Origin of the sequence: Sinomonas humi, assembly GCF_000802235.1 — a bacterium.
GTDB lineage: Bacteria > Actinomycetota > Actinomycetes > Actinomycetales > Micrococcaceae > Sinomonas > Sinomonas humi.
Genome location: NZ_JTDL01000098.1, coordinates 136,195 through 147,627, shown reverse-complemented (window position 1 = coordinate 147,627; position 11,433 = coordinate 136,195). Strand labels below are relative to the sequence as shown.

General features: G+C 68.0%; 15 protein-coding genes and 1 pseudogene. 3 read left to right on the top strand and 13 right to left on the bottom strand.

Going from position 1 to position 11,433, the window contains the following annotated elements; translation table 11 throughout:
* Together LK10_RS09170 and LK10_RS09165 are read left to right on the top strand one after the other, a co-directional pair.
* Positions 1–190 (top strand): transposase (locus LK10_RS09170; protein WP_043122613.1); only part of this gene is annotated, 190 nt, incomplete at its 5' end.
* A gap of 46 nt (positions 191–236) precedes the next feature.
* Positions 237–707: pseudogene (locus LK10_RS09165) on the top strand (maltokinase N-terminal cap-like domain-containing protein); the annotation flags it as partial.
* 232 nt (positions 708–939) lie between these two features.
* Here the strand turns inward: LK10_RS09165 and LK10_RS09160 are convergent.
* Complete coding sequence (locus LK10_RS09160) at positions 940–1,722, bottom strand: FadR/GntR family transcriptional regulator (protein WP_052207140.1); 783 nt, start codon at positions 1,720–1,722, stop codon at positions 940–942.
* Positions 1,723–1,857: 135 nt separating this feature from the next.
* On the opposite strand from LK10_RS09160, the gene LK10_RS09155 reads away from it, so the two are divergent.
* Positions 1,858–2,379, top strand: coding sequence for a gluconokinase (locus tag LK10_RS09155; protein ID WP_043122611.1), 522 nt, complete (start codon positions 1,858–1,860; stop codon positions 2,377–2,379).
* Positions 2,380–2,418: 39 nt separating this feature from the next.
* Here the strand turns inward: LK10_RS09155 and LK10_RS09150 are convergent, their stop codons facing one another.
* From LK10_RS09150 to LK10_RS09095, 12 genes are all read right to left on the bottom strand, one after another.
* Entirely contained in the window at positions 2,419–3,648 is a 1,230-nt protein-coding gene (locus LK10_RS09150) for an NAD(P)/FAD-dependent oxidoreductase (RefSeq protein WP_043122610.1), read from the bottom strand.
* A gap of 3 nt (positions 3,649–3,651) precedes the next feature.
* Complete coding sequence (locus LK10_RS09145) at positions 3,652–4,011, bottom strand: non-heme iron oxygenase ferredoxin subunit (protein ID WP_043122608.1); 360 nt, start codon at positions 4,009–4,011, stop codon at positions 3,652–3,654.
* A complete protein-coding gene (locus LK10_RS09140) occupies positions 4,008–4,811 on the bottom strand; it encodes a GvpL/GvpF family gas vesicle protein (RefSeq protein WP_043122606.1) in 804 nt (267 codons plus the stop codon). The genes LK10_RS09145 and LK10_RS09140 overlap by 4 nt, the downstream gene beginning before the upstream one ends.
* A complete protein-coding gene (locus LK10_RS22260; protein ID WP_231567695.1) occupies positions 4,808–5,131 on the bottom strand; it encodes a gas vesicle protein K in 324 nt (107 codons plus the stop codon). Before LK10_RS22260 ends, LK10_RS09140 begins: the two co-directional genes overlap by 4 nt.
* Positions 5,128–6,165 (bottom strand): gas vesicle protein, encoded by a 1,038-nt coding sequence (locus LK10_RS21270; RefSeq protein WP_081998402.1) that lies wholly within the window; start codon positions 6,163–6,165, stop codon positions 5,128–5,130. The genes LK10_RS22260 and LK10_RS21270 overlap by 4 nt, the downstream gene beginning before the upstream one ends.
* Complete coding sequence (locus LK10_RS22830) at positions 6,166–6,615, bottom strand: gas vesicle protein (protein ID WP_052207139.1); 450 nt, start codon at positions 6,613–6,615, stop codon at positions 6,166–6,168.
* Positions 6,616–7,027: 412 nt separating this feature from the next.
* On the bottom strand, positions 7,028–7,591 hold the full coding sequence (gene gvpO, locus LK10_RS09120; RefSeq protein ID WP_052207138.1) for a gas vesicle protein GvpO: 564 nt from the start codon (positions 7,589–7,591) through the stop codon (positions 7,028–7,030).
* Complete coding sequence (locus tag LK10_RS09115; protein ID WP_043122605.1) at positions 7,591–7,839, bottom strand: gas vesicle protein GvpG; 249 nt, start codon at positions 7,837–7,839, stop codon at positions 7,591–7,593. The genes gvpO and LK10_RS09115 overlap by 1 nt, the downstream gene beginning before the upstream one ends.
* Entirely contained in the window at positions 7,839–8,588 is a 750-nt protein-coding gene (locus tag LK10_RS09110) for a GvpL/GvpF family gas vesicle protein (RefSeq protein WP_043122604.1), read from the bottom strand. The genes LK10_RS09115 and LK10_RS09110 overlap by 1 nt, the downstream gene beginning before the upstream one ends.
* Before the next feature lie 2 nt (positions 8,589–8,590).
* Positions 8,591–8,995, bottom strand: a complete 405-nt coding sequence (gvpJ, locus tag LK10_RS09105) for a gas vesicle protein GvpJ (protein WP_043122602.1) — start codon at positions 8,993–8,995, stop codon at positions 8,591–8,593.
* Between the two features lie 67 nt (positions 8,996–9,062).
* On the bottom strand, positions 9,063–10,343 hold the full coding sequence (locus LK10_RS09100; protein ID WP_043122601.1) for an SRPBCC family protein: 1,281 nt from the start codon (positions 10,341–10,343) through the stop codon (positions 9,063–9,065).
* Between the two features lie 24 nt (positions 10,344–10,367).
* On the bottom strand, positions 10,368–11,111 hold the full coding sequence (locus tag LK10_RS09095; RefSeq protein WP_043122598.1) for a hypothetical protein: 744 nt from the start codon (positions 11,109–11,111) through the stop codon (positions 10,368–10,370).
* Positions 11,112–11,433: the final 322 nt, after the last annotated feature.

The following is an 11,433-nucleotide window of genomic DNA, read 5'->3' as shown; positions in this document are numbered from 1 at the left end:
CCTCAACGCACGCTACCGGCGCGCAGTCAGGGCCCGAGGCCACTTCCCCAACGACGCGGCGGCCCTGAAGTGCCTGTACCTCGTCACCCGGTCCCTTGACCCCACTGGGCGCGGCAGGGCACGCTGGGCCACACGCTGGAAGCCGGCACTGAACGCCTTCGCGATCGCCTTCGAAGGCCGCATCAACTAACCATGGGCCAAACCGAACCCACCGTTATTCGGACAGTCCCGACCCTGACGGTGAGGTCGGAATTGAGGGCTTTCTCCTCGGTCGGGGTTCTGCGGCTTTCCATGTTGTTGTGACCTACCGCGGGGCTCCCTTGGAGGGCGCAGAGGGCGGGCTCATCGGAACGATGGAGCACTCCGTGCTGGGCACCCGCTGGGTGTACGACGGACTGGCCGACCCAGTTGCCCTCGCTGCTCTGGCACGTGCGGTCAGGGGGCAGCAGGACCAAGCGGTGCTTGAGCTGCATTCCGGTGGAAAGGCCGTCGGCCGCCGGGAGCCGGATGTGCGGTTGCGCTCGTCGGCGGCGGGGATGCAGGCTGACCGCGCTGCCGCCTCGTCCGACGACGGTGCTGCCGCAGAGGTGTCCGTCGACGGCGCCACGCTGCGCATCGCGCGGGAACTCGGCGCCGAGATGCCGGAGGGCCCCTCGCTCATCGCCGAATGGGCGGGCGGCGAGGCCGTGCTCGCATGCCTCATGTAGTTCGTGTGGCTCGTTAGAGGGTCTGCTTGCCCGAGCCGCTTCTCGCGAGGAATTTGGTGAGGCGGAGTTGGCATACCCGTGTTGCTGGTGAGGCGGAGTTGGCGTACCCGTGTTGCTGGTGAGGCGGAGTTGGCGTACCCGTGTTGCTGGTGAGGCGGAGTTTCTGTACCCGAAACGGAAAGAGCGGGGGCGGGGGAGGCCCGGGGGCTGGGGGAGCGGGGGCGTCAGGTGGTCAGGGGTTCAGGCGGAGGGCCGTGCGCACTTCTTGGAGCACGTCCCGCATCGACGATTCGGCGCGGGCGGCGTCCCCGTCTCCGATCGCCTCGGCCACGTGCCGGTGCGCATCCAGCGCCTCGTTCCGCGGGTGGAACGGCATGAGTCCTTGGCGGGTCCGGCTCGTGAGCACCTCGGAGACCATTCCGTCGAGCGCCGCGAACATTTCGTTGCCGCTGCTGCGCAGGATGAGCCGGTGGAAAGCTATATCGGCCGCGAGGAAGGCCTCGAGGTCCCCGGCCGCGCCGAGCCGCTCGAGTTCGGCCGCCAAGCGTAGGAGCTCCATGCGCTGGTCGCCGCTCCCGCGACGCGCAGCACCTGCCGCCGCCACCGGTTCGACGGCGATGCGGAGCTCAGTCAACGAGGCGTACTGCTCGTCGCGCCGCTCCGAAGCCAGCCGCCACCGCACGAGCTGGGGATCGTAGACGTTCCACTTCGCCGCCTCCTGCACCACGATCCCGACCCGGCGCCGCGAGGTAACGAGGTTCATCGTCTCGAGCGCGCGCATCGTGTCGCGGGCCACGGTGCGGGAGACGCCGTGCTCGCGTTGGAGTTCCTCGAGGGTGAGCCGATGGCCGGGCGCGTAGCGGCCCGAGGCGATGGCTTCGCCAATGGAGTCGAGCATCCGGCGGTGGAGGCCGACGGCGTCGGGGGAAGCTGACGACGGCGGGGCGAGCCGCGCGTCGTCGACCGCGGCGTCCAGGACGGGTGCGCCGTCGTCGTTCGCCTGGGGAGTCGTCATCGGTCTCGACCTTTCGCGTGAGTAGCCTCACCTAAAAGTATTACCTATTTCACTCAATGGTGCTATCTTTGAAAGGCGGCGTTTGCCGCATTGGCGCTTCTTCGGAAGCCAACGACGTCTTCTGCGGAGGTAGCAATGGAATCCCTGCATGTCGTGGTCATGGGCGTGGCTGGAGCGGGCAAGACGACTGTCTCGGCCGCGCTCGCCGATCGTCTGGGCTGGGTCCTCGCCGAGGCCGATGAGTTCCACCCCCGGGCGAACGTCGAGAAGATGGCGAGCGGGGTTCCCCTCACCGACGAGGACCGCTGGCCCTGGCTCCGGAGCATCCGGGACTGGATGACCGCGCAGGCCGCCGTGGGCCGGAGCACGGTCCTGACCTGCTCCGCTCTCAAGCGCAGCTACCGCAGGCTCCTCACTCAAGCCGACGGGCACGTCGTCTTCGCGCATCTCGATGGCTCGCCCGAGCTTCTTGCGGAGCGCATGGCCAGCCGGAGCGGACACTTCATGCCGACCGGCCTTCTGCCGAGCCAGCTCGCCACGCTCGAGCCCCTCACTGCAGACGAGTACGCGAACGGAAGCCTCCGCCTCGACATCTCACACTCTCCTGAGAGCCTCGTCAAGGCGATCCAGGCAACGCTGCATGTGCCAGTCGGGTGAGAAGTCGCCACTGGTCCGGTGAGAAGTGCCACTCGTCGCTTAGTGGATGAGTTTTCGCGGAGGGACGCTGGGGTCGGCGAGAGCAGCCGGGTCCGGTGCGAGGCCGCGGTCCATGATGCGGCGTGCGGCGCGGATCAGGAGCGGGAAGCCGACGGCGGCCGCGCCGAGCAAGCGCCCGTCGTCGGCGAGGAGAAACGCTGCCTGGGGGAGCCCGTCGGCCTCCCGGAGGACGATGCGGCCCGCTGAGCGGGCGTCGAGCGTCCCTACCGCCTCGACGTGAGCGCCGTAGCGATCTGACCAGAACCAGGGTGCCCCGAACTCGGGAGCGGGCTCGCCCAGCATTCCCGCCGCAGCCGCCTGCCCGGACCGCACGGCCGCCTCCCAGTGCTCGGCTCGGCGAGCGAGTGCTCCGTCGGGATGCCGGAGGCGTGAGACGTCGCCCGCCGCGAACACCCCGGGGTTCGAGGTTGCGCCGGAGGCGTCGACGAGCACTCCGTCGTCGACCTCGATCCCGGCGTCAGCCGCGAGGGCTGAGTTGGGCACGATCCCGATCCCGGCCACGATGGCGTCGGCGGCCACGGCGGAACCGCCGGCGAGACGCACAAGGCACGCTCCGCCGTCGGACGCTGCAATCTCGACGGGCACCGAAGCGACGGTGCGCACACCATGCTCGCCGTGCATTTCGTGGAGCCGCCGCGCGAGCGCCTCGCCCACGGCGGGCACGAGTGGGGGGTCGATGGGGTCGACGAGCGTCACCTCTGCGCCGAAGCCGACGGCGGCCGAGGTCACCTCGGCGCCTATGAGCCCGGCGCCGACGACGACGACGCGCGCTCCCGGAGCGAGGGCCGCCCGGAGTGCGTCTGCATCCGCGCGGTCCCGGAGCGTGAGCGCCGCCTCCCCACCTGGAACGGCGAGGGGGCGAGGCCGAGCGCCCGTGGCGATCAGGACACGGTCAGCTCCCAGAGTCCTGCCGTTGCCCAGCTCCACGGAGGCCTCCGACGGCCGAAGCGCGGCCGCCCGCTCCGTGAGAACCTCGACCCCGTGCTCGGCGTACCAGTCCTCGGGAGCGAGGACGATCTTCGCGGCGTCCTCGCTGCCGAGCAGATACCCCTTGCTGAGGGGCGGCCTGTCGTAGGGAAGGCCTTCGGGGGAGAGGAGCGTCAGTGCGCCGTCGTACCCGCGGGCCCGAAGCTCGCTCGCGGCGCTGAAGGCGGCCACGCCTCCGCCGACGACCACTATCCGACGCGGGGCGCCAAGGTCCGGGCTCACGCCTCAGTCTGCGGTGCGGGCCGCGTCATCGGCGGGGACGCCCGGGTAGAGGACGACCCGCCCGTTCTCAACGGTGACTTTGTGCGTGGGCTCGTCGACGGTGGCCGGAAGGCAGAGCACCTTCCCAGTGCGGAGGTCGAAGCTCGAGGAGTGGAGGGGGCACTCGACGGTGTCACCCTCGATCCAGCCCTCGGCGAGCGATGCCTCCTCATGCGTGCACGTATCGTTGAGTGCGAAGAAGCAGCCGGACTCCGTGTGGAAGACGGCAATCGGTTCATCGACCCCTGAATCCTCAGGCTCAACGACCTTGGCCGTGCCCTCCTCGATCTCGTCCGGGCTGCCGACGTCGATTCCCTCACTCATGCAGTCCACTCTACCGACGGCAGGTCGGGCACGTCGGCGAAGGAGAACGGGGGCCACGGGCCCAGAAAGGTCACACGAACGCCAGGCTCCTCGGCCTCGATGTCCCCGAGCTCGGCGCCGATCGGGGTGATGCCCGCCTCGTCTGCGAGGACGGCGACGTTCAGCACGGTCACGCAGCCCTCCGGGGGGTGGCCCCGGACGTTCTCGGTGAGATCACGAGAGAGTCGGGCGAGCCGGCGCCGGTACTCGGGGTAGAGGCGGTCGGCAGTCTCCTCCGCAGTAGCCCTACGGAGCGACTCGAGCCGCCTCCGGAGCAGGCGCTGAACCCCCGCGGGCCGCTCCCGGAGGCTCTCTTCGAGCTCGCGCACCTCGGCGCTTCCGCTCCCGGCAGCATCCTCCTGCAGGGAGATCTCCACGCGCAGCTCGACGAGCCCGCGCAGGGCTTCGAGCCGTCGCGCCAGCGCGGGAGCCGAGCGGTTCAGCCACTCGGCGAGCCTTCCCTCCGCGGACGCGCCGTCCCCCGGAGTGACGATGACGTTGAACCCCATGGGCAATATTGCCTTGGTCGCCGCCCAACACCGCTCGACGACCTCGCTGTGCTCAAGCACCCGGCGCTCCGCAGCCTCGTCGGATCCGCTGTAGGGCGGCTCCGAGTGGCGATGGACGACGGCGGCAATCCCCTCCCGCGCCCGCACGAGTTCGAGCGCGGCTCCGTCGATGCCGCTGCCGAGGCGAGCGGGATCAAGGCCCGCGGTATCCGGGCCGGCGGGGACAATGCCGTACACGTACAGGTCCGTCACGGCAATTGCCCCCGGGCATCGTCCCAGCGGTCGGGGTTCGTCACCTTGTCGACGAGGTCGGCGACGACGTCGTCGAGGCCGCGCCGGAGTTCGTCGACCGCGTCGCTGATCCCGTGGTCGCGTTTGAGCTGGGCCATTGCTTCATCGAGTTCCATGAGCGCGTTCCCGAGTCGTTCCTGCTCCTCATCGGTCAGGGTCCCGCCCTCGATGCGGCGCGCCGCCTGCGTCTCGAGCGCCTCCTGGATGACCTCTACGAGCGTCACGACGAGCGTCAGGATGCCGTTCTTGAGGTTGTCCTCGTCGATCCTCAGAGTATTCACCGGCCCTCCTTGGGTCTTAGCTGCTCGGGTCTTGGCTGCTCGCGTCCTTGCTGCTCGAGCCAAGCGCGCCAGCGGGCAGGGTCCGCGGTCGCGAGCGGGATGTCGCCCCGGGCTGTTCTCAGGATGAACGGCTCGGCTTCCCCGGGGAGCCCCGCTGGCTGCGCCGCACTCTCCGAGGGGACGTCCCGGACCCCGTGAATCTCCGACGGTGCGACACGCACCGCTGGCCGTCGATCGCCGTCGCCCGTCCATGTGAACCCCTCGGCACTGTCCCAGCGCCCAATGCCCCGCCGCCACGCATGGCCCCCGGCCCGCGCCTCCGCGAACCAGAGCTCGCCCTCCTCTGCGGCCCCACTCGCCCCACTCGGCGGCCGAGCCTCCTCGCCGTGCGGCACCTCGCCGGCAGACCGTCCCGACGCACCCGTCAGCCCTGAGGCCATGCGTCCGGAGCGGGCTTCCGCGAGCCGATCCCGCAGAATCTCAGGCCTCGCGGCAGTGAGGCGAGCCGTGGCGCCGTCGTCCAGCATGACGGCGAGACGCTGGGCCTCCTCGCCGCCGACCGTCCGCTCCCGCACGATCCCGAGGTGGGCAATCGCGCTGATCGGCGCCTCCCACAGGAGCGTGGCGGGCTCGCTGCGGTAAACGAGGAGCCGTCGGGTCGTGAGGAACACGGTCCCTGGCTGCCACACGCCGTTCGGCAGCTCGTCCCGGAACGCAGAGCCGGGCATCCGCGTGATGATCTCCTCGTGCTCGTCCAGTTCGAGGCCGGACGGAAGCGATCGGCGCGCCCACGCACGGGTGCGCTCGTCCCAGTCGTCCATCATCCCGTACTCGAGCATCGTCTCCATGCCCGCAAGCACGGCTCGCAGGCTGATTCCGATGAGCGGTACCTCGGCCACCGTGACGATCGCGTCGAGGTCGAGGTACACCCCCTTGTTGAGGACCACGTCGAGGAGCCCGGACAGCGTTGCTTCGGAGTCGCGCCTCGGCGTCAGGGGTGGGCGCTGTGAGCGCTCGGGGGAATTGGCGGCCATTCAGCCCTCGGCCCCTTCGCCCTTGCCAGACTGACGCTTGGGTGCCTTGTCAGGCTCGCGGTCGCCGTCGTCGTTATGGGGGTCCTCGTTATGGGCGCCGTCGTTATGCGCATTTCCGCCCTGAAGCGCGAGCGCGCTCCGCCATCCGCACCAGGGGCAGAACTCGTAGAGGAGCTGATCGACCGGGGAGCTCTTGCCGCACTGCGGGCACGTCTCCTTCTGCTCCATCGCGTTGTCCCACGCGGACGTATTCCGGTTGGTGCCCATCGGGAAGTCGAGGCCATAGCGCGCGGCAGTCTCGAGCGAGGCGAGCGCCGCCCGGATGCGGATCCCCAGGAGCTCGACCCCCGCGAGTGAAACGGTGATGTCCGCATTGATGACGAGACCCTTGTCGAGCAGGGTCTCGATGAGGTGTTCGAGCGTGCCCTCGCGGCTCCGCTCGGGCTGCATCGGCTGGCGCGACGACCCCTGGCGTTGAGGGTAGGGCGAAGCGGCCTGGCTTCGGGAGGAATAGGGGACGACGTCGGAGCGCGGCGCCGAGGGGGAAGGTGCCGAGGGCGAAGGTGCCGAGGGCGAATTGGACTCGCGGGGGCCGGACGCGGACTCGGACCCGCGCTGGGAACCGGATCCGCGGCCGGGGCCGGGAGCTTCGCCGGACGCAGGAGGACTCGCGTCCGCCCTTGGCACGGACTGCCCTGGCTCGGAGCTTTCGCTTTCGCTGCTCATCCGACCGAATCCGCCTGTCTGGTTGCGCCGACTCCCACTCTTCTCTGACTGGCTATTGCTGATCGCCTGGTGTTGCTGGTCCGGGTTGTTGCTGATTCAGATGGTCTTCCGGCCTGGCTTACTTGCCGGCCTCGGCTCACTTGCCGGTAGGTCGGCCCCTCTGGTATCTGGGGCCTCTCGAGTAGCCCACAAGGTCCCCCTGAGGGTCTACCTCCACAGAGTACTCGGCCATGATGTCCGCCGAATCGGGGAAATGAGCGCTCTCCACCACCTCAAGAATCACCGTCAGGTTGCCGTTTTCGTTGCGGGACATCCCAACGACGGCCTCGATGTCACGCGTCGTCAGCTGCTGGAGCTGCGCGACCGCGCTCTGAGCCAGACGCGTAGTACTGAGGCCCTTCTTCGCGGGCTGCTCTCGCTCGCGATCCTGGTCCTCCCGCTCGTCGCGCTCATCTCGCTCGTCGCGGTCATCCCGCTCATTCCGGTCCTCGCGCTCGCGGCGGCGGGGCTGTTCGTCGCGCTGCTCCCGCTGCTCCCGCTCGTCCGGCTTGGGCCGGGGTCGGGTAGGCCTCTCGCCCGGTGGCCTCGTTCGGCGCGGTGGCCCTTCGCGGTCTCGATCACGCTCCCGCGGTGCCTCTTCGCGGTCACGATCACGCTCACCGCGGTGGGGCGGCGCCGCCCGCTGCTCTTCGTCTGCCATCAGCCGCCCTTCCGTCGTCGGGCGTTGCCCTCGAGGAGGCGGGCCACGAGCTCGCGCTCCAGCTCGGCCGCCTCCTCTTCCGAAATGCTGCCCTCGTCTCGCGCGGCGGCTACCGCTTGAAGGTCGCGCCGGATCGTGCCCGGGTCGTAATACTGGCGCTCTGCCTCCTCCTGCAGACGCTCGGCGACCCAGACAACCCCCCGCGCCGGAGCCAGCGGAAGTCCGAAGAGGCCCGAGATGAGACCCATCAGACCTCCCCCGTGAAGTCGTAGGGTGCCTGCGGCCCGATGAGGCGGAACGTGATACGCCCCGCGCCTTCTTGGGCCAACGCCTCAGCCGTCTGTTCGAACTCCGCCTGACGAGGTCTCTCGACCAGCACCGCGAGATCGAGGACGTCCTCGGCTTGGCTGGCCTCGCGCTCTACCGTCTCTCTGGCCAGGGGCTCGAGGGCGGAGCGGATGCGAGGAGCCTCGTCCGCGGCCTTTCGCTGGAGCCCTTGGACGATCAGTTCCCCGAGGCGAATCCGCTCGTTCCGGGTCTCATCCTCCGAGGTCCCGTAGATCGCCTCGCGAAGTGAGGCGATCTCCGGTTCCTCGTTGATGAGCTCGGCGAGGACTGCGTCACGGACGAATCGGGCTTGCAAGGAGAACTGGGCAGCATCGCCTATGCGCCGTAGGTTCTCCTCGTAGAGGCCGTACTGCGGATCGAGGACTTCGTCCGTAAGGGTCTCGGCGTTCGGGACGACCGTCCCGAAGACCATCGGAAGCACAGGTGCCGTCGCGGCGATCTGATCCAGGACCGAGCTATGCGCCATGAGGTCATCGGGAGTGCCGATCGTCTCCGGATCAGGGAGCGGTGACACGAGTGCCGCGTGCGCTTCGGAAGGCACCGTCACGATTTCTTCGCCCCGGAGGCCAGTGAGGCGAGGGATCTCGGCTTCGGCAGGGACGACCCCGTAGACGTACAGGTTCGTGGAAATCTCCGATGGATTCTCCATGCCTACCCTTCATCCCTCCGCCGGCGAGATGGACGCGCTTCTTCCTTGTCGCCGTCGTCCTTGTCCCGGTCGCCGACGAGCGCGTCCTTCACACCGCCGATCACGCCTTTGGTCTTGCCGTGCGATCCGCCCTCGGACATGTCCCCGATCATGTCGGGGAGGCCCTTGCCTCCTTGCTGCGCGAGGTCGAGGCGGTTCGTAGCCTCTGCGAAGCGCAGGTAGGTGTCCACGCTCGCAATGACGATCCTTGCGTCGATCGTGAGGATCTCAATGCCGACGAGCGATACGCGCACGTACGCGTCGATCACGAGGCCTTTGTCGAGAATGACGTTGAGGACATCGGCGAGGGAACTGGAATGCGGGCGGTCGAGGTAACCACCTCGTGGCTGCATGGCCGTGCTGCTCATGAATCCGCTCCTAGCTTGGCTCTAGACGGAAGGGTCAGGTTGGACATCATCGAATTCGCGGCACCGGTCATCGGCGCCCCTGGCTCCCGGACGGCTGGCGACTCTGACCGGCATCCCGGTCCTCGGCCTCGTCGTCTTCGGGCTCTTCGCCCTCGTCTTCGTCGTCGTACTCGTCCTCGGGCTCTTCGCCCTCGTCTTCGTCTTCCTCGTATTCGCCTTCGTCGTCGTACTCGTCCTCAGGCTCTTCGCCCTCCTCTTCGCCGCCCTCCTCTTCGTCTTCGTATTCGCCTTCGCCGCGGTTTTCGCCGCGGTCTCCACGGTCGGCCTGGTCTTGGTCGGTGCCTTCGTCGTACTCGTCCTCGGGCTCTTCCTCGCCCTCGTCGTACTCGTCCTCAGGCTCTTCTTCTTCGCCCTGCTCCTGGCCTTCCCGGTCCTCTCCCTCCTGGGGCTCTTCTTCTTCGGCGCGCCTCCGATCCTCGTCGGCCTGGCGCTGCTCCTCCTCCACGACTTCCTCGTGCGTGCGCACGATCTCGCCGTCGCGGATTTCGCCGCGCCACCCCTCGGTCCCCTCGGGGTCGAGGATTGTCGACGTCATGACGTGGCGGACATAGCGCTTGAGTTCAACTCGCACGCGTCTTCCTACGGCACGCCATATCTGTGCTGTCTTCTCAAAGAATCCTTGAGGGTAATACTCGACAACCGCACAGATTTTTGTCAGCTGAGGTCCGTACTCGTGGAATGTCACGGCGCCGTCAAGGTGACCTTTTTGCCCCTTGGACTTCCAGATGATCCTGGTGTCCGGAATCATCTCCTTGATTTGCGATTCCCAGGTGCGGTGGGAGAGGAATACCTGGCCCTTGAAGGAGACCTTTCCCTGGTCCTCGTCATACTCGACGTTCTTGACCTTCTTCATGAAGTCCGACCACTCTTCGAATTCGGTCCACTGGTTGTAGGCGACCTTGACAGGCACGCCCACGTCGACCCATTCGACGATATTGACCAGCTTCTGTTTCCGGCTGCCACGGCTCCCGCGGCCCGTGACCGCCTGAGCGGCGTCCTTCACCTTGTCCTTGACACCGCTGAATGCGCCACCGACCGCGGCGAGGGCCGGGTTCTTGCCCTGCACCTTCGCTTTGATGCCCTCGCTGACGGCTTTGTCCTTGATGCTCGGCCCCGAGGACTTGCCGTCGGTGAAGTCACTGAGCTTGTCGGTGATGCCCTCGACCTTGTCGCTGACCTTGCCAATGCCATTGTTCACGAGCGACGACGCGAAGCTGCCCGCCGCGTCCTTCAGGCCGCCCAGACCGAGCTTGTCGGTGAGCGTGCCGGAGTCTGCCTTTGCCTCCATGGCGTGTCTCCTCTGACGAGAGGTCTATTCGGACGACGGCTTCCCGGACGAACGGCCGGACGACGTCGCGCGCCGGGGAGCGCTGCGACGCTCACCACCGGGACGCGCCCCTGAGGGACGGGGGCGGGCTGGCCGTTGAATCGGCTTCTGACCACCCGAGCCGCCTTGGCTGCCCCCGGAGCCGCCCCGATCGGATCCTCCCCGATCCGAACCGCCGCGGTCCTGACGGGCGGCCGGTCGCTCAGGCTCCTCCTCCTCGTCCTCGGACCCTTGCTCCTCGTCCTCGCGCTGTTCGTCCTCGCCTTCGTCCTCCGACTCCTGGTCCTCGTCGTATTCGTCCTCGGGTTCCTGGCCCTCGGCTTCTCCTTCCGGCGACTCTTCCTGGGAGGTCTCCTCTTCGGGCTTGCCTCCCTTGGGCCGCTTGCGCAGAGCCGCGGTGGCCAGGCCCGCGGCAGAGCCGACGGTACCCGCCGCCTGTCCCGCGGTCTCCTTCGCCGTGCCGGCCGCCTGACCGGCGGCTTCCTTCGGCGCCTTGAGCTTTTCGGCCCGATTCTGCAGGTTCTCGCTGAGCGAGCCGACGCCCTTTGCTGCTGCCGAAATCGCCGCGCCGCGTGCCGCCTGTGCGAGTGTTCCAGTTACTTGCTCAACGAGGCGTTTCGCCTCCGGAGACGAATCCAAGGCCTTCGTGGCCCGGCCGATAATGTCTCCTCGATGGGTCATGAGTTGCCTGCCGCCGAGGGCGCCAGCAACAGTGATGGCCAGCTTCATTTTTCTGGTTCTGCCGAGCAGATAGCCGCCGAGCAATACGGCCACCAATTTCGCCCTACCGTCCACGGGAGCCTCCATCCGTGTTAAGGCTGAATTCAGATATACATTTGCTCCGGTCCCGAGCGGCGGCTCACTGGCGAGTCGGAGCTCCGAAGCCGGAGCGCTGCGCCGGAAGTCAATGACCTTCCCGGCGTGACCTCACGATCCCACAGGGCCTCGCTGCTCGCTAGGGTGCAAAAGCGAGCGGAGGGTCCTGACGGGCCTCGCGTGCATGGACCCCCATTACCCGCCCATGGTGAGCCGAATCACCCGATTTGTAGCG

Excerpts from the sequence above, each read along its gene's own strand:
- LK10_RS09160 (WP_052207140.1), bottom strand. The coding sequence starts at position 1,722 with ATGACGACTCCCCAGGCGAACGACGACGGCGCACCCGTCCTGGACGCC.
- LK10_RS09155 (WP_043122611.1), top strand. The coding sequence starts at position 1,858 with ATGGAATCCCTGCATGTCGTGGTCATGGGCGTGGCTGGAGCGGGCAAG.
- LK10_RS09145 (WP_043122608.1), bottom strand. The coding sequence starts at position 4,011 with ATGAGTGAGGGAATCGACGTCGGCAGCCCGGACGAGATCGAGGAGGGC.
- LK10_RS21270 (WP_081998402.1), bottom strand. The coding sequence starts at position 6,165 with ATGGCCGCCAATTCCCCCGAGCGCTCACAGCGCCCACCCCTGACGCCG.
- LK10_RS22830 (WP_052207139.1), bottom strand. The coding sequence starts at position 6,615 with ATGCAGCCCGAGCGGAGCCGCGAGGGCACGCTCGAACACCTCATCGAG.
- gvpO (WP_052207138.1), bottom strand. The coding sequence starts at position 7,591 with ATGGCAGACGAAGAGCAGCGGGCGGCGCCGCCCCACCGCGGTGAGCGT.
- LK10_RS09115 (WP_043122605.1), bottom strand. The coding sequence starts at position 7,839 with ATGGGTCTCATCTCGGGCCTCTTCGGACTTCCGCTGGCTCCGGCGCGG.
- LK10_RS09110 (WP_043122604.1), bottom strand. The coding sequence starts at position 8,588 with ATGGAGAATCCATCGGAGATTTCCACGAACCTGTACGTCTACGGGGTC.
- gvpJ (WP_043122602.1), bottom strand. The coding sequence starts at position 8,995 with ATGAGCAGCACGGCCATGCAGCCACGAGGTGGTTACCTCGACCGCCCG.
- LK10_RS09100 (WP_043122601.1), bottom strand. The coding sequence starts at position 10,343 with ATGGAGGCAAAGGCAGACTCCGGCACGCTCACCGACAAGCTCGGTCTG.
- LK10_RS09095 (WP_043122598.1), bottom strand. The coding sequence starts at position 11,111 with ATGAAGCTGGCCATCACTGTTGCTGGCGCCCTCGGCGGCAGGCAACTC.